This window comes from Streptomyces sp. NPDC008079 (genome assembly GCF_042957385.1).
Taxonomy (GTDB): Bacteria; Actinomycetota; Actinomycetes; order Streptomycetales; family Streptomycetaceae; genus Actinacidiphila.
This window is the reverse complement of record NZ_JBIBIC010000020.1, coordinates 90,661-112,525: the sequence shown is the minus strand read 5'-3', so window position 1 is coordinate 112,525 and position 21,865 is coordinate 90,661. Positions and strand designations below refer to the sequence as shown.

At 72.0% G+C, this 21,865-nt stretch carries 17 protein-coding genes; 11 read left to right on the top strand and 6 right to left on the bottom strand.

The window, feature by feature from the left end:
- Window positions 1-110 precede the first annotated feature (110 nt).
- From ACFZAM_RS30985 to ACFZAM_RS30955, 7 genes are all read left to right on the top strand, one after another.
- Complete coding sequence (locus ACFZAM_RS30985) at window positions 111-1,823, top strand: ATP-binding cassette domain-containing protein (protein WP_391050703.1); 1,713 nt, start codon at window positions 111-113, stop codon at window positions 1,821-1,823.
- Window positions 1,820-2,788 carry an ABC transporter permease gene (locus tag ACFZAM_RS30980; protein ID WP_391050701.1) on the top strand — a complete coding sequence of 323 codons (969 nt, stop codon included), beginning with the start codon at window positions 1,820-1,822 and terminating at the stop codon, window positions 2,786-2,788. Before ACFZAM_RS30985 ends, ACFZAM_RS30980 begins: the two co-directional genes overlap by 4 nt.
- A gap of 8 nt (window positions 2,789-2,796) precedes the next feature.
- Window positions 2,797-3,831 (top strand): ABC transporter permease, encoded by a 1,035-nt coding sequence (locus tag ACFZAM_RS30975; RefSeq protein WP_391050699.1) that lies wholly within the window; start codon window positions 2,797-2,799, stop codon window positions 3,829-3,831.
- Between the two features lie 101 nt (window positions 3,832-3,932).
- On the top strand, window positions 3,933-4,949 hold the full coding sequence (locus ACFZAM_RS30970; protein WP_355347756.1) for a LacI family DNA-binding transcriptional regulator: 1,017 nt from the start codon (window positions 3,933-3,935) through the stop codon (window positions 4,947-4,949).
- Between the two features lie 183 nt (window positions 4,950-5,132).
- Window positions 5,133-6,257, top strand: a complete 1,125-nt coding sequence (locus ACFZAM_RS30965; protein WP_391050696.1) for a galactose-1-epimerase — start codon at window positions 5,133-5,135, stop codon at window positions 6,255-6,257.
- Window positions 6,254-6,676 carry an NTP pyrophosphohydrolase gene (locus tag ACFZAM_RS30960; protein WP_391050694.1) on the top strand — a complete coding sequence of 141 codons (423 nt, stop codon included), beginning with the start codon at window positions 6,254-6,256 and terminating at the stop codon, window positions 6,674-6,676. The genes ACFZAM_RS30965 and ACFZAM_RS30960 overlap by 4 nt, the downstream gene beginning before the upstream one ends.
- A gap of 105 nt (window positions 6,677-6,781) precedes the next feature.
- On the top strand, window positions 6,782-8,188 hold the full coding sequence (locus ACFZAM_RS30955; protein WP_391050692.1) for an AlkA N-terminal domain-containing protein: 1,407 nt from the start codon (window positions 6,782-6,784) through the stop codon (window positions 8,186-8,188).
- Between the two features lie 117 nt (window positions 8,189-8,305).
- Here ACFZAM_RS30955 and ACFZAM_RS30950 read toward each other — a convergent pair whose 3' ends face one another.
- Together ACFZAM_RS30950 and ACFZAM_RS30945 are read right to left on the bottom strand one after the other, a co-directional pair.
- On the bottom strand, window positions 8,306-9,421 hold the full coding sequence (locus tag ACFZAM_RS30950) for a DUF5954 family protein (RefSeq protein ID WP_391050690.1): 1,116 nt from the start codon (window positions 9,419-9,421) through the stop codon (window positions 8,306-8,308).
- Window positions 9,422-9,534: 113 nt separating this feature from the next.
- On the bottom strand, window positions 9,535-10,716 hold the full coding sequence (locus ACFZAM_RS30945) for an ROK family protein (protein ID WP_317452715.1): 1,182 nt from the start codon (window positions 10,714-10,716) through the stop codon (window positions 9,535-9,537).
- A 157-nt stretch (window positions 10,717-10,873) separates the two neighbouring features.
- Between ACFZAM_RS30945 and ACFZAM_RS30940 the strand changes: the two genes are divergently transcribed.
- The 4 genes from ACFZAM_RS30940 (at window position 10,874) to ACFZAM_RS30925 (ending at window position 14,932) form a co-directional block, all read left to right on the top strand.
- The gene (locus ACFZAM_RS30940; RefSeq protein ID WP_355347772.1) at window positions 10,874-12,049 is read left to right on the top strand and encodes a Gfo/Idh/MocA family oxidoreductase; all 1,176 of its coding nucleotides are present in this window, start codon (window positions 10,874-10,876) and stop codon (window positions 12,047-12,049) included.
- Between the two features lies 1 nt (window position 12,050).
- Window positions 12,051-12,971, top strand: a complete 921-nt coding sequence (locus ACFZAM_RS30935; protein ID WP_355347775.1) for a sugar phosphate isomerase/epimerase — start codon at window positions 12,051-12,053, stop codon at window positions 12,969-12,971.
- A 117-nt stretch (window positions 12,972-13,088) separates the two neighbouring features.
- Complete coding sequence (locus ACFZAM_RS30930) at window positions 13,089-13,832, top strand: sugar phosphate isomerase/epimerase (RefSeq protein WP_355347778.1); 744 nt, start codon at window positions 13,089-13,091, stop codon at window positions 13,830-13,832.
- Window positions 13,829-14,932 carry a Gfo/Idh/MocA family oxidoreductase gene (locus ACFZAM_RS30925; RefSeq protein ID WP_391050687.1) on the top strand — a complete coding sequence of 368 codons (1,104 nt, stop codon included), beginning with the start codon at window positions 13,829-13,831 and terminating at the stop codon, window positions 14,930-14,932. Before ACFZAM_RS30930 ends, ACFZAM_RS30925 begins: the two co-directional genes overlap by 4 nt.
- A 144-nt stretch (window positions 14,933-15,076) precedes the next feature.
- On the opposite strand, the gene ACFZAM_RS30920 is transcribed toward ACFZAM_RS30925, so the two are convergent.
- The 4 genes from ACFZAM_RS30920 to ACFZAM_RS30905 form a co-directional block, all read right to left on the bottom strand.
- Window positions 15,077-16,615, bottom strand: a complete 1,539-nt coding sequence (locus ACFZAM_RS30920) for an aldehyde dehydrogenase family protein (protein ID WP_355347784.1) — start codon at window positions 16,613-16,615, stop codon at window positions 15,077-15,079.
- A gap of 258 nt (window positions 16,616-16,873) precedes the next feature.
- Window positions 16,874-19,123 carry an RICIN domain-containing protein gene (locus ACFZAM_RS30915; RefSeq protein ID WP_391050685.1) on the bottom strand — a complete coding sequence of 750 codons (2,250 nt, stop codon included), beginning with the start codon at window positions 19,121-19,123 and terminating at the stop codon, window positions 16,874-16,876.
- Window positions 19,124-19,285: 162 nt separating this feature from the next.
- Window positions 19,286-20,122 carry an undecaprenyl-diphosphate phosphatase gene (locus tag ACFZAM_RS30910; protein WP_355347787.1) on the bottom strand — a complete coding sequence of 279 codons (837 nt, stop codon included), beginning with the start codon at window positions 20,120-20,122 and terminating at the stop codon, window positions 19,286-19,288.
- A gap of 133 nt (window positions 20,123-20,255) precedes the next feature.
- On the bottom strand, window positions 20,256-21,809 hold the full coding sequence (locus ACFZAM_RS30905) for a chitinase (protein ID WP_355347790.1): 1,554 nt from the start codon (window positions 21,807-21,809) through the stop codon (window positions 20,256-20,258).
- Window positions 21,810-21,865: the final 56 nt, after the last annotated feature.

Genomic DNA, 21,865 nt, shown 5'->3' with positions numbered 1-21,865 from the left:
CCCGTAGAGCCTGCCCCACCCGTAAGAGCCCGCCCCACCAGTAGAGCCCGTACAGCCCGTCAGCCCCTAGAAGAGTTCCCGCTTCCCCGCGACCCCGGAAGGCCACGACCATGGCACCACCCGAAGCCGCCGCGGCCCAGTCCGCGCCGCCCGGTCCGCCGAGCCCGCCACCGGCGGCCGGGGCCGTACTGGAGGCCGTCCGCGTCAGCAAACGCTTCCCCGGCGTGGTGGCGCTCGACGACGTCTCCTTCACCCTGCGCGAGGGCGAGATCCACGCGCTGGTCGGGGAGAACGGCGCGGGCAAGTCGACGCTGATCAAGCTGCTCACCGGGGTCTACCGGCCCGACGACGGCGAACTGCGGCTGGCGGGCGAGCCGATCGCCTTCCACCACCCGCACGAGGCGCAGCGCGCCGGGATCTCGACCATCTACCAGGAGGTGAACCTGGTCCCGCTGATGAGCGTGGCCCGCAACATCTTCCTGGGACGGGAGCCGAAGAACCGCTTCGGCCTGATCGACTTCCCCCGGATGCACCGCGAGACCGCGGAACTCCTCGGCGGCTTCGGCATCACCGCCGACCCGCGCCGCCCGCTGCACACCCTGGGCATCGGCACCCAGCAGATGGTCGCGCTCGCCCGCGCCGTCTCCGTGCGGGCCCGGGTGGTCGTCATGGACGAGCCCACCTCGTCGCTCGAACCGCGCGAGGTCGAGACTCTGTTCCGGGTGATCCGTGAGCTGCACGAGCGCGGCATCTCGATCCTTTACGTCAGCCACCGGATGGACGAGCTGTACCGGATCTGCGACCGCGTCACCGTCCTGCGCGACGGCCGCCTCGTGCACAGCGGCGACCTGGCCGACACCGACCGGGTGCGGCTGGTCTCGCTGATGCTCGGCCGGGAGATCGCCGAGGTCCGCAGGCACGGTGCCACCAGCTTCGGCGAGGGACACACCGCCGAGCGCCAACCGATGCTCACGGCGGCAAGACTGACCCGCCGTCACCTGCTGCACGACATCGGCCTCGACCTGCGGCCCGGCGAAGTGCTGGGCCTCGGCGGCCTGTTGGGCTCGGGGCGCAGCGAGACCGCCAAGGCGCTGTCCGGGGCGCTGTCACTGGACAGCGGCGAGGTCACCGTCGGCGGGCACACCGTGCGCCGCCTCACCCCGTCCGCCGCGATCAGGGCCGGGATCAGCCTGCTGCCCGAGGACCGCAAGGCCGAGGGCATCGTGCCCGGCCTCTCGGTCCGGGAGAACATCGTGCTGGCCGCGATGCCCCGGCTGTCCCGCGCCGGGATCGTGTCCCGGCAGCGGCAGGACCGGATCGTCGACATCTTCATGAAACGGCTGCGGATCAAGGCCGCGGGCCCCGAGCAGAAGGTCGGCGAGCTGTCCGGCGGCAACCAGCAGAAGGTGCTGCTGGCCCGCTGGCTCTGCCTGGAGCCGAAGGTCCTGCTGCTGGACGAGCCCACCCGCGGCATCGACGTCGGCGCCAAGGCCGAGGTGCAGTCGCTGATCGACGACCTCGCGGGAGAGGGCCTGGCCGTCCTGCTGATCTCCTCCGACATCGAGGAGCTGGTCGAGGGCGCCGACCGCATCGTGGTGCTGCGCGCCGGAGCGGTGGCCGGTGAGCTGACCGGCGACGACGTCGAGGAGAGCGCGTTGCTCGCCGTACTGGCGGAGACCGGGGACGACGACAGCGCCGCCGCGCCGGACACCGACCCGGAACCCGCGGACGCGGACCCGGAGCCCGTACCCGCCGACGCAGAGCCCGCACCCGCTCCCGCGGCGGAATCCGGCTCCGCCACCGCGAAGGAGGACCCGCGATGACCTCGGCCCCGTACTCACTCCCGCGCGGCCTGGACCGGTCGCGGATCGCGGACTGGCTCCAGCGGTACGGCGTGTACGCCGCGGTCGCCGCGCTGCTGGTCTTCAACGGCGTCTTCACCGACCACTTCATGACGACGGACAATCTGCGCACGCAGCTCGTCCAGGTCTCCCCCGTCGTCATCGTGGCACTGGGCATGGCGCTGGTGATCGGCACCGAGGGCGTCGACCTGTCGGTGGGCTCCACGATGGCGCTGGCCAGTTCCGTGCTGCCGCTCTACCTCGGATACGGCCTGCTGCCCGCGCTGTCGGTGGCGCTGCTCGCCGGTGTGCTCGTCGGCCTGATCAACGGCTCGCTGGTGTCGCTGGTCGGGCTGCAACCCATCGTGGCCACCCTGGCGCTCTTCGTCGGCGGCCGGGGCCTGGCCCTGGTCATCGCCGACGGGAAGCTCAAGCAGATCGAGAACCAGAATCTGCTGAACCTCGGCACGAACAGCGTGCTCGGCGTCCCGATCGTCGTCCTGATCGCGGGCGTGCTCGCGCTGTTGGTCGCCTTCCTGGTGCAACGCACCACCTTCGGACGCCAGTTGGTGGCCATCGGCGGCAACCGTGCCGCGGCCAGGCTCGCCGGACTCCCCGTCAAACGGGTGCTGATCGGCGTGTACGTGCTGTGCGGGGTGCTGGCCTCGCTCGCGGGTGTGCTCGCCACCGCGCGGCTGACCGCCAGCGACCCGTCCTCGCTGGGCAATCTGATGGAGCTGTCGGCCATCACCGCGGTCGTGGTCGGCGGCACCCCGCTGACCGGCGGCTCGGTACGCGTCCTCGGCACGGTGTTCGGCGCGCTGCTGATGCAGCTCCTGCACGCCACGCTCGTCACCCACAATCTGCACGACTCCACCGCCCAGATGGTCCAGGCGGGCATCATCCTCGTCGCCGTCTACGTCGCCCGGGAGCGTCGATCCCGATGAAAGCCCTCGTGAAAACAGCCGCCCCCGCTCCCGCGCTCGCCGTGGCCGGTGACGCGCCGCTGCCGGTGAGCGCGGAGTCCCGCCCCTCCGGGCGGCAGCGCGCCGCCGAACTCCTCCAGCGCCAGGGCGTCCTGGCCATCCTCGTCCTGCTCTGCCTGATCTCGTCCTTCGTCTTCGACTCCTTCGCCACCCTCGACAACACGCGCGGCATCACCATCCAGGCGTCGTTCCTGTCGATCGTCGCGCTCGGCATGACGATGGTGATCGTCACCGGCGGCATCGACCTGTCGGTCGGCTCGGTCTTCGCGCTCGGCGGTGTGCTGGCCGCGTGGGCCTCGCAGTACGGATTCCTGCCCGCGCTGCTGGTGCCGCTCGTGGTGTGCGGCGCGATCGGCACCTTCAACGGACTGCTGGTCGCGCGGGCCGGGATGGCCCCGTTCATCGTGACCCTGGCCTCGCTGCTCGGCGCGCGCGGGCTGCTGCTCGCGCTCACCCACGAGGGCGCCACCACGTATCTCGTGCCGCGCGGCTCGGCCTTCCAGGAGCTGGGCGGCGGCGCGGTGTGGGGCTTCGGCTACCCGGTGCTGATCGCGCTGGCCCTGTTCGGGGTCGGCGGCCTCGTGCTCCAGCGCACCTCGTTCGGCCAGGCGCTGTTCGCCGTCGGCGGCAGCGGTGACGCGGCGCTGCTGATGGGGCTGCCGGTGGCCCGTACGAAGGTGCTGGTCTATACGCTCAGCGGGCTGCTCGCGGGGCTGGCGGGCGCGTTGAACGCGGCCCGGCTGTCCTCGGGTGTGACCATCATCGGTGTCGGCATGGAGCTGGACGCGATCTCCGCGGTGGTGATCGGCGGAACGCTCCTGGTCGGTGGCGCGGGTTCGGTGTCGGGCACGCTGTGGGGCGTGCTGCTGCTCGGTGTGATCCAGAATCTGATCAATCAGATCGGTTCGCTCAACTCCTCCTACCAGTCGGTGGTCAGCGGCGGCTTCCTGATCGTGGTCGTCGTTGCCCAGCGCTATCTGTCGGCCGCCCGCCGGGGCACCTGACCGGGCCGGGAGGGGCCGTCCGCGATCCGCGGGACCGGCTCCAGCACACTGAGGCCGGAACCGCCGCGCCTCGCACGAGGTCGGCCGAGGGAAGGAACTCCGTGGGCGCCAGCCTGAAGGATGTCGCGCGACTGGCGGGCGTGTCCGTCAAGACCGTGTCGAATGTGGTGAACAACTATCCGCATGTCACGCCGGGGATGCGGGAGCGCGTGCAGCGGGCCATCGACGAGCTGGGCTACCGGCCGAATCTGACGGCCCGCCATCTTCGGAAGGGCCGCACCGGCATCATCGCGCTGGCCGTCCCCGAACTCGGCAACCCGTACTTCGCGGAGCTGGCCGGGGCCGTCATCGACGCCGCCGCCCGGCACGACTACACGGTGCTGCTCGACCACACCGCGGGCCAGCGCGAGAAGGAGGTGCTGGTCTCGCAGGGCTTCCGGGCCCATGTCATCGACGGCCTGATCCTCAGCCCGATCGAGCTGGAGGCCGCGGACCTGCTCGGCCGCATGGACGACGCGCCGCTGGTGCTGCTCGGCGAGCGGGAGTACGACGCCCCGTACGACCAGATCGCCATCGACAACGTGGCGGCGGCCCGTACCGCCGTACGGCACCTGACCGGCCTCGGGCACCGGCGGATCGCGTTCCTCGGCGCCCGCAGGGAGAGCGCCAGGCAACCGGCGCACCTGCGACTGCGCGGCTGGCGCGAGGAGTTGGCGGCGGCCGGGCTGCCGGACGACGACTCGCTGGTGGCCGCCACCGACGGCTACGGCCGCTGGGACGGCGCCGCCGCGATGAACGCGCTGCTCGACCGCGGCACCCGCCCCGACGCCGTGTTCGCGTACAACGACCTGATGGCGCTCGGCGCGATGCGGGCCCTGGTCGAGCGCGGGCTGCGGGTGCCGCAGGACGTGTCGGTGGTCGGCTTCGACGACGTCGAGGAGGGCCGCTTCTCGACGATCGCGCTCACCACGGTGTCCCCGGACAAACAGGCCATCGCACGGCTCGCCGTGGAGCGGGTCGTGGCGCGGCTGACCGGTACGCCGCAGATCAGGCCGGAGCGGATCACGCCCGGATACACGCTGGTCACCAGGGAGTCGACCGCGCCCAGAGCGGGGTGAGCGCGCCGCGTAGCGTTGTCCCCGGGGGGTCGGCCACCGGTGCCCGCCCGTGGTCGCCCGTGGTCGCGCCCCCGGCCGGTTTCCCCGCCCGGTCTCTCCGTCGCCTTCCCGCCGCCCTTCCCGCCGTCGGACGCCCGCCGCGTCCGGCATCCGTCGCCCCGACCCCCTTTACGAGGACTGCCGATGCCCCGTCCCACCCCGCTCAGCGAACCCTTCGGCACCACTCCCGACGGGTGGCGAGTGGAACGCTGGCGGCTCAGCTCGGCCTCCGGGGTGAGCGCCGAGATCCTCACCTACGGCGGCGTCCTGCACGCGCTGCACGTGCCCGACCCGACGGGCCGCCCCGCCAACGTGGTGCTGTCCCTGCCCGACCTGGCGGCGTACGCCTCCGACACCCCGTACTTCGGCGCGCTCGTCGGCCGTTACGCCAACCGGATCAGCGAGGCCCGCTTCACGCTCAACGGCCGCCACTACCGGCTCCCGGACAACGACGGCGGCCACAATCTGCACGGCGGCCCCGAGGGCTTCGACAGCCGCGTCTGGCGGGCCGAGCCCCTGCCCGGCGCGCTGCGGCTGACGCTGCACAGCCCGGACGGCGACATGGGCTTCCCCGGCGCGATGGACGTCACGGTGACGTACGCGCTCGACGACGACGGGACGCTGTCGCTGGACTTCGAGGCGCGCAGCGACCGGCCGACGGTGGTCAACCTGACCAACCACGCGTACTTCAACCTGGGCGGGTCGGAGGCGAGGGACGGCGCCGAAGCCGCGTCGCGGATCGCGGGAGGCGACGTGCTGCGCCACACCCTGTACGTCGACGCCGACCGCTTCCTGCCCGCCACGCCCGAGTCCATCCCCTGGGGGCCGGAACAGGCCGTGGAGGGGACGCCGTTCGACCTCAACGAGCCGCGCCCCATCGGCGACGGCGTGCGGGACGCCGACCCGCAGATCAAGACGGCCGGAGGGTACGACCACTGCTTCGTGCTGCGCGGCAACTGCGGCGGTACGGGCGAGGCCGTGGGCGAGCCGCGGGTCGCCGCCGTCCTCTCCGACCCCGACAGCGGCCGGGTGATGGAGGTGCGCACCACGCAACCGGCCATCCAGGTCTACACGGCCAACAAGCTCGACGGTTCGCTGACCGGCCCCGACGGGCGGACGTACCACGCGCACGACGCGGTGTGCCTGGAGACCCAGCACCTGCCGGACTCGCCGAACCACCCCGAGTACCCCTCGACCGAGCTGCGTCCCGACGAGGTCTTCCGCAGCCGCACCGAATTCCGCTTCCCGCACCTGGCGGGCGGCCGGTGACGAGCGCGCCGACCGCACCCCTGCTCGTCGTGGACGGCGCCAACGTCGTCGGCTCGGTGCCCGACGGCTGGTGGCGCGACCGGCGCGGCGCCGCCGAGCGGCTGCGCGACGCGCTCGTACCGCTCGCCGCGTCCGGCCTCGCCGAGGACAGCGGCGCCCCGCCGTGGGCCCGCGGCCACCGGCTGGACATCGTCCTGATCGTCGAGGGCGCGGCGCGCGGCGTCCAGCCGGTACCCGGCGTACGCGTGGAGTCCGCGCCCGGCAGCGGCGACGACCTCATCACCGAGGTCGCCGCCCGCTCCCGCACCGCGGACCCCGACCGCCCGTGCCTCGTCGTCACCGCCGACCGTGGCCTGCGAGCGCGCGTCACGGAGGTCGGCGCGGCCGTCGTGGGGCCGCGGGCGGTCCGGCCACGCTGACGCCGGTGCCCTCGGGGGCGGGGCTCCGGTGACGCCGCGCTCGCCGGAAGGCCGTGTCCGATTTCCGCCAGCTCGGGGCGCCGGAGCCCTCGCATACTGGGACGCGTGACAGTCGAGGACAGCAGATACGAGGCGGTGAGCAGCCGGGACGCGCGCTTCGACGGAGTCTTCTTCTTCGCCGTGGCCACGACCGGGATCTACTGCCGTCCGAGCTGCCCCGCGATCACCCCGAAGCGCGAGAACGTGTCCTTCTACGCGACCGCCGCCGCGGCCCAGGGCGCGGGCTTCCGGGCCTGCCGCCGGTGCAGGCCGGACGCGGTGCCGGGTTCCGCCGACTGGAACGCGCGGGCCGACGTGGTGGGCCGCGCGATGCGGCTCATCGGGGACGGCGTCGTCGACCGCGAGGGCGTCGCGGGCCTCGCCACCCGGCTCGGCTACAGCGCCCGGCAGGTGCAGCGGCAGCTCAACGCCGAGCTGGGCGCCGGGCCGATCGCCCTGGCCAGGGCGCAGCGCGGCCACACCGCGCGGGTGCTCCTCCAGACCACCTCGCTCCAGGCCGCCGAGATCGCCTTCGCGTCGGGCTTCGCGAGCGTGCGGCAGTTCAACGAGACGATCCGGGAGATCTACGCCGCCACCCCGACCGAGCTGCGCACGGACGCGCACTCCGGGCCGGTGGGCGGGGCTGCCGGGGTGCCGCTCCGGCTGGCCTTCCGGGGCCCCTACGCCTCCGCGCGGGTCTTCGACTTCCTCGCCGCACGCGCCGTGCCCGGCGTCGAGGAGATCGTCGGCGCCCCCGGCAGCCGTACGTACCGCCGTACCCTGCGGCTCCCCCACGGCACGGGCATCGCCGAGGTCGCCGAGCCGCCCGGCAGGGGCAATTGGCTGGACTGCCGACTCCACCTGGGCGATCTCCGCGACCTCACCACGGCCACCCAGCGCGTCCGCCGGCTCTTCGACCTCGACGCCGATCCGTACGCGGTCGCCGAACGCCTGGGCTCCGACCCGCACTTGGCCCCGCTGGTCGCCGCCCTTCCCGGCCTCCGCTCCCCCGGCTCCCCCGACCCGGCGGAACACGCCGTCCGCGCCGCCCTGGGCGAAGGCGCCGCGCCGTTCTCCCCGGCACCCCTGGCCGCCTTGGTCGCCCGATACGGCACCCCGCTGAGCGCCCCCGACGGCGCCCTCACGCACCTCTTCCCGCGGGCCGAGGACCTGGCCGAGGCCGACCTGGGCAGCCCGGCCGGCCGCTCCCCCGTCAGAGACCTCTGCCGCGCCCTCGCCGACGGTACGGTCGCCCTCGACCCGGGCGCCGACCGCGACGCCGCCGAACGGTCCCTCCTGACCGTCCCCGGCATCACTTCCCTGACCGCGGCCCACATCCGCATGCGCGCCCTCGGCGACCCGGACGTCTTCCCCTCGACGGAGCCGGTGCCGCCCGGGACGGAGAGGTGGCGCCCGTGGCGGTCCTATGCGGCTCATTACTGGTGGGGGGTGGGAGGGGGAGGTCAGGGGTGAGGGGGCGCCTTGCGCGGGCGCACCGTCCTTCCCCTCTTTTGCCGCCCCTCCGCCTCCCCGCGCCGCCGTACCGCAGGGGCGCAGGCTCTTGGGCGGAGGGCTGCCCGGCTGGCTGGGTCAGGGGTGGGGCTTGTTCTTGAGGTTGTCCCGGCGGAGCCGTTCTTCCTCGAAGAGGCGCATGAACTTCCGCATGTGCTCGTCCGGTTCGGGGTCGGCTTCCTCGTCCTCGTCGGTGAGGAGGCCCTGTTCGCGCAGTTGCTGGTCCTGGACCATGACGGGCGGGGTGGGGTCGGGGTCGGAGGGGCGGGGGCCCTCGGGGCCGTCGGGGCCGATGCGGATGAGGCGTTCGACGCGGATCACGCGGAAGTGGCGTCCTGCGACGTCGAGTTCGTCGCAGCGGTGTTCGTCGAGGTGGTCGGCGGCGCGGGAGTAGATCTCGCGTTGCTCGGGGCTGAGGTCCTTCTGCCAGGGGAGCATGACGCGCAGTTGCATGGCGAGGCCGTCGCGGGCCGACTGCGGGGTGGTGGCGGTGCCGCTTGAGTCGGGGCGCCAACTGCCGCCGTCGCGTTCCGCGGTCATGAAGGTGGCGGGGAGCAGGACACCGCCGGGGTGGGTGTCGGCGGCGTGCCGTGAGTCGTCGCGGACGTCGGCGGGGACGGTGCCGCTTTTGCGGAGGGCGGCGAGGAGTTCCACCTTGAGGATGCCCTCGGACATGCCGGTCGCGTTGACCGGGTCGATGACCAGGCCCGCGGCGGGGTCGAAGCCGCCGGACTCGCCGGGGCCGCTCGGGTCGGGGTCGGTGTCGCGCGGGGGTTCGGGACCGTCGGGCCCCATGCGGATGAAGCGTTCGGCGCGCACCACGCGGTAGCGGCTGCCGCGTACCGTCACCTCGTCGAGAGCTTCCCAGTCCATGCGCTCGCCCGCGGCGAGGAGTTCGGCCCGCGCCTCGGCGTCACCGGCCTCGTCGGCCGCGTGGGCGAGGCGGCGGAAGTGGGAGCCGAGGCTGTCGCGGGCGTCCTGCGGGGCGAGTCCGCTGAAGTACGGGTGCAACTCCCAGCCGCCGGATTCCAGTTCGCACGCGATGCCGAAGACCGGGCCGCCCGCGAACAGCATCGAGGGGTAGGTCTTTCTCGCCTTCCACGCCTCGATGTCGGCGAGCGCCGCGACCGGGGACTCGGGCGTGGTGACCCGGATCGACTGGTAGGCAGGAACATCGTCGCCGTGCGCATCCATGGGACCAGCATGCCCACACCGCGGGGGCGTACGCGACCCATACGCCAAAGCCGTCATGGGTCCGTGAGTTGACGTGACGCGCGTCCACCGGCAGGTATGGGGGCAACAGTGGTTCAGACCGCGGGCTCCGCGAGCACGTGTCCGATGCCCTCGGGCGAGAGCAGATGCTGCACCGCCAGCCGCCGCGCGCCCTCGATGCCCGCCCTGCGGCCGAGCATCGTGGTCTCGATGGCGACGGTTCTGGTGGCCAGCGGGAGGGCCCTGCGGTAGACGGCGCCGCGGATGTCGGCGAGCAGGTCGTCGTGGAGGCTGGCGATGCTGCCGCCGAGCACGATGGTGTCGGGGTTGTAGAAGCTGACCAGCGAGGCCAGGACGTCGCCGAGCCGTTGGGCGGCCAGCCGTACCTGGCGGCGGGCCACCGGGTCGCCCGCGGCCACGAGGCGGACCACGTCGGCGGCGTGCTCGGCGGGCAACCCTGCCTCCCGCAGCTTCGCCGCGATGGCCGCTCCCGAGGCGACGGCCTCGACGCAGCCGGTGTTGCCGCAGTGGCACAGCACGTCGTCGTGGCCCGGCACGCGGATGTGGCCGATGTCGCCCGCGGCGCCGCTGGCCCCGCGGTGCACGACGCCGCCGGAGACGATGCCGCAGCCGATGCCCGTACCGACCTTGACGTACAGCAGATGGGCGGTGGCCGGACGGTGGCCGTACTCGCCCAGGGCCATCATGTTGACGTCGTTGTCGACGAGGACGGGCGCGTGGTAGCGCCCGGCGAAGAAGCCCGGGACCCGGTAGCCGTCCCAGCCGCGCATGATCGGCGGCCGGATCACCGTACCGGTGCGGGCCTCGACCGGGCCCGGCACGCCGATGCTGATCGCGCGTACGTGGTCGGCGGGGTGTCCCGCGTCGGCCAGCAGGCGGCCGATCTGCTCGTGCACCCCGGTCAGTACGGCCTCGGGTCCCGCGTTGATGTCGAGGGCTTCGGTTGCTTCGGCGAGGACCCGGCCGCCGAGTTCGGCGACGGCGACCGTGCGGTGGGTGGCGCCGAGGTCGACGGCGCAGACCACGGCGTTCCGCGAGGCGAGTTGGAGGGTGAGCGGCGGGCGCCCGCGCTCGGTGGCCATGGTGCCGGTCTCGACCAGCAGTCCCTTGGCGATCAGCAGGTCCACCCGCTGGGCGACCGCGGCCCTGGACAGCCCGGTGGCGGTGGCGAGTTGGCTGCGCCGGGTGGCGCCGCCCGCCACCAGTCCCGCCAGTTCGCTGAGCGCGGTCAACTGCCGGTCGCTTGCGGCTGTCACCGGTTCCTGCCCTCCCCTGCGCCGTACGTCCGTCGTCCCGGTCCGCGTCCTGTGCGGCCCGGCCCCCGATTTATGACAGAAGATAGCGGAAATATTGCCATTGTCAACCGAAACAGCGGTGGCTAGCGTTTCAAGCAAGCGGAAAGGGAGGGCACTTGTGGGCGGGACTAGCTCGGTTACAGCGGGTTCTTCGCTGCGCACGTCATCGCGTCCGGCACTGCGTACGGCCATCGCCGGTGTGGGGATGATCGGCCAGGTGCACCTGGACGCGGTGCGCAGGAGCGGTGCCCCGGTGGTCGGGGTCAGCGCGTCGACGCCCGCGCGGGCCAAGGAGGCCGCGGCGGCGCTCGGGGTCGAGCGGGCCTTCGACTCCTCGGAGGCGCTGGTCACCAGTGACGACGTCGACGTGGTGCACATCTGTACGCCCAACGACGCGCACGCCGGGCTCGCCGAACTGGCGCTGCGGGCGGGCAAGCACGTGGTGTGCGAGAAGCCGCTGACCACGTCGTCGGCCACCGCGGACGCGCTCGCGGCGCTCGCCGCGGACAGCGGTCTGGTGGCGGCGGTGCCGTTCGTCTACCGCTACCACCCGATGGCGGCCGAGGCGCGGTCCCGCGTGCTGGACGGCCGGGCGGGCGAGGTCCGGCTGGTGCACGGCCACTACCTCCAGGACTGGCTCTCGGAGCCGGGCGACACCAACTGGCGGGTCGACGCGGCGGCGGGCGGGCCCTCGCGCGCCTTCGCCGACATCGGCTCGCACTGGTGCGACCTGGTGGAGTGGGTGACCGGGCACCGGATCGCGGAGCTGACCGCGGTCAGCCAGACCGTGGACCGTACGGGTCCCGCCGGCGACGGCGGCGCGCGGGTCAGGCCGGACACCGAGGACGTGGTGCAGCTCCTGTTCCGCACCGACCGCGGCGCCACCGGTTCCGTGACCGTCTCGCAGATCTCGCCCGGCCGGAAGAACCGGCTGTGGTTCGAGGTGGACGGCACGCGGACCTCGCTCGCCTTCGACCAGGAGAACCCCGAGTCGCTGTTCGTCGGCAGCCGCGGTGAGAACGCTGCGGTGCTGCGCGACCCGGCCACGCTCTCGCCCGCCGCGGCCCGGCTCTCGGTGGTCCCCGGCGGCCACCCGATGGGATATCTCGACTGTTTCGCCGCCTTCGTCCGCGATGTGCACGCAGCGATCCGCGCCCCGGGCGCGGCGGGCGGGTCCTCGGCCGACGGCACCGGGGACACGTTCCCCACCTTCGACGACGCCGCCCGCATGGTGCGCCTGACCGAGGCCGTACTGAAATCGGCGGCGGACCGGACCTGGAAAGAGGTCTCCTGAGATGAAGCTGGGCTTCCTGACCGCCTGCCTTCCGCAGCTCCCGCTGGACGAGATCGCCGCGTGGGCGGCCTCGCACGACTACCAGTCGCTGGAGGTGGCCACCTGGCCGTCCACCGGCTCACGGGAGTTCGAGGCCAGCCACATCGACGTGACCGGCTTCGGCAAGCAGCGGGCCGACGAGGTGCGCGGCCTGTTCGACCGGCACGGCCTGACGCTGTCCGCGCTGGCGTACTACGAGAACAACCTGCACCCGGACGAGACCCGCAGGGCGGAGATCGCCGCCCACGTACGCGCCAATGTGGACGCCGCCCAACTGCTGGGCGTGGACTACGTCGGCACGTTCGTCGGCCGCCACCCCGGTCTGACGGTGAAGGAGAACATCGCGCTGGCCGAGCGGGAGCTGCCGCCGCTGGTGGAGTACGCGGGCGAGCGCGGTGTGAAGATCATCATCGAGAACTGCGTGATGGAGGGCTGGCACCCGGACGGCTATCCGGGCAACCTCGCCTACTCCCCCGAGCTGTGGGAGTGGATGTTCGGCCTCGGCCTCTATCTCAACTACGACCCCTCGCACCTGCTGTGGCTGGGCATCGACCCGGTCGAGGCGCTGAAGCCGTACATCGACCGCATTCCGCACGCGCAGGCCAAGGACGCGCAGCTCGACCCGCGGGCCAGGGACCGTTACGGCTTCTTCGGCCGGTCGGTGGCGCGGACCGACGGCTGGGACAGCGGCTGGTGGCGCTACCGGGTGCCGGGGCTCGGCGACGTCGACTGGCGCCGGATCGTCGACACCCTTTACGAGGGCGGCTTCACGGGCACGCTCTCCGTCGAGCACGAGGACCCCGTCTGGAGCGGCGACGTCCAGCGGATCACCCAGGGTCTGGAGATCGCCCACCGCACGCTGCGGCCGTTGATCGTCGGCTGATCCGACCGCGCGTCACCGCCGGCCGCCGCTTCCCCGCACCACCCGCACGCGCAGTACCCCGCCGTACCCGCACCCGCCGTACCCGCACCCGCCGTACTTCCAGGAGGCATCGTCACGATGGCCACGCCCTTGAGCATCCAGCTCTACACCCTCCGGGACCAGATCGCCGCCGACCGCGACGGCACGCTGTCCCGCCTCGCCGGGATCGGTTACACCGCCGTCGAGGCGTACGACCCCACGGCCGACCCGACCGGTTTCCGCAAGGTCGCCGACGACCTGGGGCTGAGCGTCAACAGCACGCACGCCTACGCCCTGTTCGACAAGGAGGCGTCGGAGGTCTTCGACGCGATCGCCACGGTAGGCACCGACCTGGTGATCATCCCCGGCGGGATCGCACACGAGGAGTTCACCACCCCCGACGGTCTCTCGCGCACCGCGGACCTCCTCAACGGCTTCGCCGAGAAGGCCGCCGAGCGCGGTATGCGGATCGGCTACCACAACCACTGGTGGGAGATCGAGCCGCGCTTCGACGGCAGGACCGCGCTGGAGGAGCTGGCGGACCGGCTGGCCCCCGAGGTGTTCCTGGAGGTCGACACGTACTGGGCGGCGGTCGGCGGGGCCGATGTGCCGGCGCTGCTGCGCGCGCTGGGCGACCGGGTGCTGGCGCTGCACGTCAAGGACGGTCCCGGTGTGAAGGACGAGCCGCACACCGCGGTCGGCAAGGGCAGCATCGACGTGCCGTCGATCCTGGCCGCCGCGCCCGACGCGCAGCGGATCGTCGAACTCGACTCCTGCGCGGGCGACATCTTCGAGGCCGTCGCGGAGAGCCTCTCCTACCTCACCGCGCTGGAGCGTTCATGACCACAGGCCCGGTCGGCGTCGCCGTCGTCGGCGCCGGTGTCATCAGCGCGCAGTATCTGGACCATCTCACCGCCTTCCCCGACCTGCGGGTGCTCGCCGTCGCCGACATCGACGTCGAGCGCGCCCGTACGGCGGCCGGGACGTACGGGATTCCGGCCGCGGGCGACCTCGCGTCGGTGCTGGCGATCCCCGAGGTGGAGATCGTTGTCAACCTGACGATCCCGGCCGTGCACGCGGAGGTCGCCACGGCCGCCCTCCAGGCGGGCAAGCACGTCTACGGCGAGAAGCCGCTCGCGCTGGCGCCGGCCGACGGGGCGAAGATCCTGGCCGAGGCGCGGTCGCGCGGGCTGCGGGTCGGGAGCGCTCCCGACACCTTCCTCGGGGCCGGGCTCCAGTCCGCGCAGCGGGCGCTGGCCGCCGGGGTCATCGGCGAGCCGGTGAGCGCGACCGCCGTCACGCAGGGGCCCGGCCCCGAGTCGTGGCACCCGAACCCGGAGTTCCTCTTCCAGTACGGTGCCGGGCCGCTGTTCGACATCGGTCCGTACTATCTGACGGCGCTGGTCGCGCTGTTCGGGCCGGTGGCGCGGGTCTCGGCCTCGGCGCGGCAGGCGCGTGCCCAGCGGGTGATCGGTTCCGGGCCGAAGGAGGGCACGTCCTTCGCGGTGGAAGTGCCCACGCACGTGCACGCGTTGCTGGACTTCGCCGGTGGCCCCAGCGGCTCGGCGACCTTCAGCTTCGACTCCTCGGTGCCGCGCCGCCTCATCGAGGTCACCGGCACCGAGGGCACGCTGTCGCTGCCCGACCCGAACACCTTCGAAGGGCCTTTGCAGGTCCGGGCGTTCGGTGACGACGACTGGCGTGACCTGCCCGTCACCGGTACGGTCGCCGGTCGCGGCCTGGGCGTCCTGGACATGGCCCGCGCCGTCCGGGGCGGCACCGAGCACCGCGCCTCCGGCGAACTCGCCCAGCACGTACTCGACTTGATGGCCACGGTGACGGACGCCGCGCAAGAGCACACCGTCCGCACCCTCGAAACCAGCGCCCCGGCCGTGTCACCGCTGCCGGACGCGTGGGACCCGGCGGCCTCGACGCTGTCCTGACGCAGCGGTCGACCCCCGTCGGCCCCGGTCGGCCCACCCGTGGGGGGATGGGTCGACCGGGGTTTTTCTGAGTACCGTTCACCGCCGCTTCACCGCTGCGCGGTGGGGTTCGCCGGTAGCCAGCGAGCCAAAGGCGGCTTCCCCCTAGGCCGCGGGCAATTGGTAGTCGGGGAAGTTGCCCGGGAGGCGGTCGAGGGTGGGGCCCTCGGTGACGGCGTGGACGAGGAGTTCGCCGCCGACGAAGGCGCCGCGCCAGGAGGCGCCGAGGCCGCCGAAGAGTTCGTCGCGGTCACCGCGGGAGCGGGGCGCGCCGCGGCCGACCTTGAAGGCGCGGACCTGGGAGGCGAGACGTTCGGTGGTGCGCGGGTCGTCGCAGGACAAGGCGGCCACCAGGGCGCCGTTGCTGGCGTTCATGGCGGAGAGCAGCTCGGCCTCGGTGTCGACCAGGACGATCGTGTCGACGGGTCCGAAGGGCTCGGTGTGGTGGAGCGGCGAGGACGGCGGAGGGCCCAGGAGCGTGACCGGGGCGAGGTAGGCGGAGGTGTCCTGGCCGGGGAGAAAGAGGCCGGGGTCGAGGGCGCCGTGGTGCAGCGGCACCGCGCCGCGGTCGACGGCCTCGGCGACCAGATCGGCCAGCTCCTTCGCCTTGGCCGCGTTGATCAGCGGCCCGAAGTCGAGTGCGGGCAGCGGGTCGTCGGGCGCGGCGACGGCCAACGGGTGGCCGGTCCTGACCGACTTGACCGCCGGGAGGTACGCGGCGAGGAAGTCCGCGAAGCGGGAGCGCTGGACGACGAACCGCGGGTAGGCGGTGCAGCGCTGCTTGGCGTAGTCGAAGAGCTTGGGGATCTGCGCGCCGAAGGCGTCCCAGTCGCTGTACTCCCACAGGCCCCAGCAGTTGAGCCCCTCCTGTTCGAGGATGTGCCGCTTGCCGACGTCGGCGACGGCCGTCGCGATCCGGGCGCCGGTGTCCCGGCCGCCGACGAAGGAGACGCAGCCGATCTCCGAGGACTGCACCAGGGCCTCGGAGAGTTCGCCGCCGCTGCCGCTGACCAGCGTGACGGGAATGCCCTCGCGCCTGGCGAGCGCGGCGGCGAGGGTGAGGCAGGCCAGGCCGCCGTCGGTGGGCGTCTTGGCGATGACCGCGTTGCCCGCGAGCGCCTGGACGAGCATGGCGTGCACCAGCACGCTCATCGGGTAGTTCCAGCTCGCGATGTTGGAGACGGGACCGGCAAGTGCGGTGCGGCCCGCCACCATCGGCTCGATGCCGTCCACGTACCAGCGGACGCCGTCGATGGCCCGGTCCACGTCGGCGCGGGCCAGCCGCCAGGGCTTGCCGATCTCCCAGACCAGCAACAGGGCCAGCAGGTCGCGGTGTTCGGTGAGGGCGTCCAGAGTCGCCGAGACACGCGCCTTGCGGTCGGGCAGCGGTACGTGCCGCCAGCTCCGGTGTTCGTCGAGCGCGGCGCGTACCGCCTGTCGCGCGGTGGCCGCGTCGAGCCGGGGCGGCCCGGCTATCGGGCTGCCGTCGACCGGTGAAGTGGCGGGCAGCGGGCGGCCGTCGGCCTGCCAGCGGCCGTCCCACAGATTCAGCACACGGTCGTCGCGGAATGCCTCGGGCGCGGTCCGCAGGGCGCGCCGCCACGCGTCGCTCCAGGCCGTTCCGGGCTTGAGGATGAGGGTCATACGGAACTCCGCTCTCGTCGGGGGGCGGAACTCGCGCGGCGCACCACCGCGCGTCTGCCGACGATAGCGACTGGACTCCCGGGGGTTCCGGTGTTCGACCACGGGTGTGTCGGTCGTCACCGTGCCCGGCCACGGCACGGGAGGAGGCGGGTTACGGCGCGGGTGAGCGGGGGTCACCGCACGGGAGAGGGGCCGGCCGACGGGATGCGCCCCCTGTGCCGGCCGGCCCCACTGTGTCCCCCGTGTACCCCTGTGTGACTAGGGGTAGCTGGTCAGGTACGTGACCTGATGGCCGCTGTTCACGGCCGCTCCCGTGGTGTTGATGACATGGCTGATGGTGCCGACACCGCCGAGCGAGACGGTCACCATGTCGTGGAACTTCACCCCGGAGGTGTTGGGCACCTGGAAGGAGTTGGCCGACACCACCGAGGAGTTGGCGGAGAAGTAGCAGTAGCTGCCGAGCCCCCACGCCTCATGGCTGGTGACCGAGTCGGCCACCTTGTAGGCGGGGTAGCCCTGCGAGGAACCGTTCATCCAGGAAGCCTGGTTGGGCGGGTCGTAGGGCATCTCGTTCTGGAAGAAGTACGTTCTGCCGCCGTTGCCGTTCCACTGCACCTGGGTCTGCTGGTAGTGCTCGACGAACAGGCCGTACATGGTGACGTTCTGGCCGTTGACGACGAGGCCCGTGGCGGCGGTGTTGGTGTTCCAGCCGACGGTGCCGCCGTTGCCGTGGTCGGCGCGCCACAGCCACATGTGGTCGCCGATGACGTTGTTGCTGTTGACGACCAGCGACTGGGTGGCCTTGCCGACCGCCGCGCCGCCGATCCGGAAGAAGACGTCGGACAGGCTGGTCGGGTCGGCCGCGTGGTTGGCGGACGAGCCGGCCGGGCCGATCTGCATCAATGTCTGCGAGTTGGTGGTGCCCGCGTCGATGAGCAGCCCGGCCAGCTTCACACCGTCCACGTCGGCCGTGGTCAGCGCGGTGACGCCGCCGTCCGGGACGAGCGTGGCCAGACCGAGACCGAGGACGACGGTGTCGGGCCGGGTCACGTTGATCGTCTGGTTCAGGTGGTAGACACCCGGCGTGAACAGCAGGTTCTTGCCCGCCGCGAGCGCCGCGTTGATGTCGGAGGCGGTGTTGCCCGGCTTGACGATGAAGAACTGGTCGATCGGCAGCGACTGTCCCGCCGGCGTCTTCCCGCTCCAGGTGGTGCCGGACGCGTTGGACTGGAGGGCGGGCACGAAGACCTGGTACTTGCCCGCGCTGTCGATGTACAGGAAGGGCTTCTCGCGCACCACGGGCGCGCTGGCGACGGTGGTGTACGTCGGGAAGCTCTGCGCGGGCGCGCCCTTGTCGCCGACGAAGACCATGTTCCAGTTGGAGCCGCTCCAGGACCCCATCTCGGTGTCCTTGGTGAGGAACTGCTGCTGGGAGCCGGACTGGATCTGCCCGTCGATCTTGGAGTCGGAGATGAAGCCGCCGCTCGACCAGCCGCCGTCGTCCAGCGCGAGGTTGCCGCGGACGTGCATCCGCCGGTACGGGGCGGCCTGCGAGACGGCCCAACGGTCGCTGCCGCCGGTCGGGTTGACGGACATGTTCTCGGCGTCACGCCAGAAGTTCTGGGTGGCGTTGCCCTGGAACCAGTCGGCCTCGGCGTGCACCTTGCCGTTGATGGTGACCGAGTCGGGGCTCAGGCCGAGTCCTGCGACCTGGGTGTAGAAGCCGACGTTGACGTCCGCGCTGTAGGTGCCGGGCTTGAAGAGCACCGCGTAGCGCTGGCTGCCGAACTGGTTGGTCTCCTGCTGGCTGAAGATCGAGTTCAGCTTGGACTGGATGGTCGAGGCGGACATCGACGGGTCGAAGACGACCGTGTTCGGGCCGAGGTCGGGGTCGCCGCCGCTGGGCGGGGTGGTCGGCGGCGTGGTGCCGCCGCCGCTGCCGCTGACGTTGAACGACTGCGCGGTGGTGCCGTTGCACGTGTACTGCTGGAGCTGCACACTGTCGGCGGTCGACGCGCCGGGCACGTCGAGGCACTTGCCGCTGTTGCGGTTGACGAAGTGGAAGGCGCCGCTGCTCTCGGCGACGGGCTGCCACTGCTGGTTGCTGCCGCCGCCGTACAGCCAGAGCTGTGTGGTGGCGCTGTCGGCGGTGGAGACGCCGGTGACGTCCCACACCTGGGCGGGCGCGGTGGACACGCCGATCCGGTAGTAGCCGCTGTCGGTGGCGGTGAACTGCCACTGCTGGGCGGCGCTTCCGTTGCAGGCGTACTGCTGCACCGCTGTGCCGTTGGCGGTGGCCGCGGCGCGCGCGTCCACGCACTTGCCGCTGCTGACGCTGGTGACGCTGGCCGGGGCGGCCGGGATGGTGGCGGCGCCCGCGTCCCGTGCGGTGACCAGGGCGATACAGGCCGAGACCGGCAGGACGAGCGCCGCCGCTATGGCGGCTGTTCGTCTGCGGGTGCGGGATGTGCGGGTGGGCGTGCCGGGCACGGTGGGGACCTGAGTCACACGTGTCTCCTCGGTCGCGTTGTGGGGTCGCGATGCGGTGTGGACGCTAGGGGCCGCCCGTCGGCGAGTCAATACACATCAAAAAATAAGTCGTGAACTATCCGGCCGGAAAAGAGGGCCCGGCCGTCCCGGCCGGGCCCTCGGAGCGCGTCTGACGGTAAGTCAGGAACTGATCGTGTCCGTCGTCAGCAGGCCGATCAGCAGGAAGCCGACCACGATCCGGTAGATCACGAAGGAGTTGAACGAGTGCTTGGCGACGAACTTCAGCAGCCAGGCGATGGAGACGTAGGCGATCACGAACGACACCACGGTGCCAACGGCGAGCGCGGGCACGCCGACGCCCCCGCTGGTGGCGTCCTTCAACTCGTACAGCCCCGCGCCGGTGAGGGCGGGCAGGCCGAGGAAGAACGACAGGCGGGTGGCGGCCACCCGGTCCAGGTCGCGGATGAGCGCGGTGGAGATGGTGGCGCCCGACCGGGAGAAGCCGGGGAAGAGCAGCGCGAGGATCTGCGAACAGCCGACGATCATCGCGTCCTTGAAGGTGACCTGGTCCTCGCCGCGCTTGAATCGCGCCATCTGCTCGGCGCACCACATGACGACGCTGCCGCCGATCAGCGAGAAGGCGACGACCCACAAGGACGCGAGGGCGCCGTCGATCAGCGGCTTGGCGGCCAGTCCGACGACGACGATCGGGATGGTCGCGTAGATCACCCACCAGGTGAACTTGTAGTCGTGGTTGTCGCGCTCCCTCTTGTTCGCGAGCCCCTTGAACCAGGCGCCGACGAACCGCTTGATGTCGGAGAAGAAGTAGACGAAGACGGCGGCGATGGCGCCGGTCTGGATCACCGCGGTGAAGCCGACGACAGCCTTGTCGTCCACCGGGATGTTCATCAGGCCCTCGGTCATTTTCAGGTGCCCGGTGGAGGAGACCGGAAGGAACTCGGTCACTCCTTCCACGACGCCGAGAATGACGGCTTGGCCGACGCCGATGACGCTCATTGGGTGGTCCCGCCCCTTGTCCGCCGGTGATCACCCCGGCCCGTTACGACTACATGTTCGTAGACAACGGTCAGACTTTAGAGGATCGGCGGCCGGACCCCGAATCCGGGGCCCGGCCGCCGCGGGAGGCGGATCAGCAGGCGCCGAGGTCCTGCCAGACACCCCACTCACCGGTGGTGCCGGGCGTCTCGCCCGTCGTCCACCACTTGGCCTTCCAGGTGTGACCGGCGTACGAGACGGTGTTGCCGCCCACGTAGACCGCGCTGCTGTTCCACGCGGTGGCGGTGCAGCCGGTGGTGGTCCCGGTGACCGTGAGCGTGTACGCGGCGGTGTGGGTCGTGGTGCCCGCCTTGCCGGTGACGGTCAGGGTGTACGTGCCGGGGGCCGCCGAGGCCGTGGTGGCGACCGACAAGGTGGCGTTGCCGCCCGCGGTCACCGAGGTCGGGCTGAGCGTGGCGGTGACACCGGCCGGGGCGCCGGAGACCGTCAGCGCGACGGACTGCGCGGTGCCGGAGGCGACGGCGGTGTGCACGCTGGAGGTGGTGGAACCGCCCGGCGCGACGGAGCCGGAGGCCGGGGTCAGCGACACCGAGAAGTCGTTCGCCGGGGGCGGGGTGGTGGTGCCGCCGCCGGTGAAGGGCTGGAAGGTGTGGCTGAACTGCCAGGTGCTCTGTGCGACGCCGGAGCAGGTGTCGGAGCCGCCCTGGCCGGGGCAGCCGCCGTTGTCGCGCTGGAGCGCCCAGAAGGACAGCGTGTTGATGCCCTTGCTGACCGCCCAGTTGTAGACGGTGGTGGCGTTGGCGGTGGTGAAGGTCTCGGCCGCGCCGAAGTCGTCGATGCCGGGCATCTCCGTGACGCCGACCATGCCCCAGATCTGCGCGTCGGTCTTCGACGGGTAGAGCCCGGCGAGCTGGTCGTGCAGGCCGGTGGCGGCGGTCTGGGTGTCGGTCGCCATGTTGTGCGTGGCGTTGTCGTAGTAGTCGAACGTCATCAGGTTCACGACGTCGACCTTGACGCCGTTGGAGATGGCGTTCTGGATCACCGACAGGCCCGAGCCGTCGCCCGCGGTGCCGGTGGTCAGCCCGTGGGTGGTGGTCGGCAGGGTGTAGGAGAACTGCACCGAGCGGCCGTTGCTCGCCGCCCAGTCCTGGACCATCTTCACGGCCTTGTTGCGGCGGTCGATGCCGCCGGCGTTGGTCAGCGAGTTGTCCTCGATGTCGAGGTCGATCCGGCTGATGTCGTAGGTCGTGATGACCTTCTCGTAGGCCGCGGCGATCGAGCTGACGTTGGTGCAACTGTCGGCGATCTCGGTGCCGCTGTTGTCGGCCGCGTAACCGCCGAAGGACGGGATGACGTCGCCGCCGCCCGCCTGGAGGGTGTCGATGTCGGCGCCGAAGTTCGCCTGGGCGATCGGCAGCGAGCTGTCGCCGTTCCAGTACGGGGTGCAGGAGCCGACGGACGGCGTCTGGATGAACGCCATGGTGAGGAATTTGTTGCCGGAGGCCGACGCCAGGCCGGAGAGGCTGTCGCCGTTGTACGCCTCGAAGTACGGGGCGAACACGTGGGCGGGCAGCGGGGTGGCGGCGTGGGCGGTGCCGCTGCCGGTCAGGGCGAGCCCGGCCGCCGCGGTGGCGGTGACGAGTCCGGTGAGCAACGCGCGGAGGGGTCTGCGAACGGGTCCGGTCATGGACCGCGCTCCCTTCGAGGGGGGATGTGTGGGGGCCGACAGCACAGGGGGCGCTG

What these genes read in the sequence shown, in the direction of transcription:
- ACFZAM_RS30985 (WP_391050703.1), top strand. Translation starts at nt 111, where the DNA reads ATGGCACCACCCGAAGCCGCCGCGGCCCAGTCCGCGCCGCCCGGTCCG.
- ACFZAM_RS30980 (WP_391050701.1), top strand. Translation starts at nt 1,820, where the DNA reads ATGACCTCGGCCCCGTACTCACTCCCGCGCGGCCTGGACCGGTCGCGG.
- ACFZAM_RS30965 (WP_391050696.1), top strand. Translation starts at nt 5,133, where the DNA reads ATGCCCCGTCCCACCCCGCTCAGCGAACCCTTCGGCACCACTCCCGAC.
- ACFZAM_RS30950 (WP_391050690.1), bottom strand. Translation starts at nt 9,421, where the DNA reads ATGGATGCGCACGGCGACGATGTTCCTGCCTACCAGTCGATCCGGGTC.
- ACFZAM_RS30935 (WP_355347775.1), top strand. Translation starts at nt 12,051, where the DNA reads ATGAAGCTGGGCTTCCTGACCGCCTGCCTTCCGCAGCTCCCGCTGGAC.
- ACFZAM_RS30930 (WP_355347778.1), top strand. Translation starts at nt 13,089, where the DNA reads ATGGCCACGCCCTTGAGCATCCAGCTCTACACCCTCCGGGACCAGATC.
- ACFZAM_RS30925 (WP_391050687.1), top strand. Translation starts at nt 13,829, where the DNA reads ATGACCACAGGCCCGGTCGGCGTCGCCGTCGTCGGCGCCGGTGTCATC.
- ACFZAM_RS30920 (WP_355347784.1), bottom strand. Translation starts at nt 16,615, where the DNA reads ATGACCCTCATCCTCAAGCCCGGAACGGCCTGGAGCGACGCGTGGCGG.
- ACFZAM_RS30910 (WP_355347787.1), bottom strand. Translation starts at nt 20,122, where the DNA reads ATGAGCGTCATCGGCGTCGGCCAAGCCGTCATTCTCGGCGTCGTGGAA.
- ACFZAM_RS30905 (WP_355347790.1), bottom strand. Translation starts at nt 21,809, where the DNA reads ATGACCGGACCCGTTCGCAGACCCCTCCGCGCGTTGCTCACCGGACTC.